The sequence below is a fragment of the Vibrio sp. 970 genome, assembly GCF_033339075.1.
In genome coordinates, this window is the sequence record NZ_JAWOTW010000484.1 from 1 (window position 1) to 624 (window position 624).

Consider the following 624-nt stretch of genomic DNA (forward strand, 5'->3'; position numbering starts at 1 on the left):
TGATTTCTTCCAGTTCTTGCCATGAAGGTAACTGACCGCCAATTTCTCGCATCGGGAGTTCATACAAAACGGCTGCGATTTCATCCGGCCACGCAGTGAGATCCTCAAGCTTCCACGTTTGGTAAACGTTCCCTACTGGCAAAACACTAAAGCGATGTTGAAGCTGATAGCCTTGCTTTTCATGTTCAGGTATATGGCTAGATGCATGCATCGCAACAATAGGATTACGCTTTTGTCTTGTGACGATTTCTAGCACCGTTGGCTGTGTCATCGTCCCAGTGACAACAAAAAGGCCCGCCTCGTAACCCAGCAGATCGGCAACCTTTTGCTCGAACGCGTGAATCGTTTCTCCCTCGCCATAGACATCGTGATTCACTTTGTTCTCTTCACACCACTTTGCCATTTTTGCAAAGTGCTCGGCTGGAGAGTCTTCTTTATTACCTGGGAGGTGGGTATGACAAAGCTGTTTTAGGTGGGTACTCATTGTTCTGTCCTTTGAATCAAATCTTCAGCAATGTAACTTGTTAAAACGGAGGCGTAAACTGCATTTTCGAGGCGTGGTTTCTGAAAGGTCGAACGCATAGCAGTGAGTATCTCAAAGAACATATAAAGCATGAGCCAACC

1 protein-coding gene is annotated in these 624 nt (G+C 46.2%); it reads right to left on the bottom strand.

The features are described 5' to 3' along the window. Positions 1 to 484, bottom strand: a 484-nt coding sequence (locus R7Q11_RS27445) for a beta-eliminating lyase-related protein (RefSeq protein WP_263857215.1), incomplete at its 3' end; no start/stop codon positions are given. Between the last annotated feature and the right edge of the window lie 140 nt (positions 485 to 624).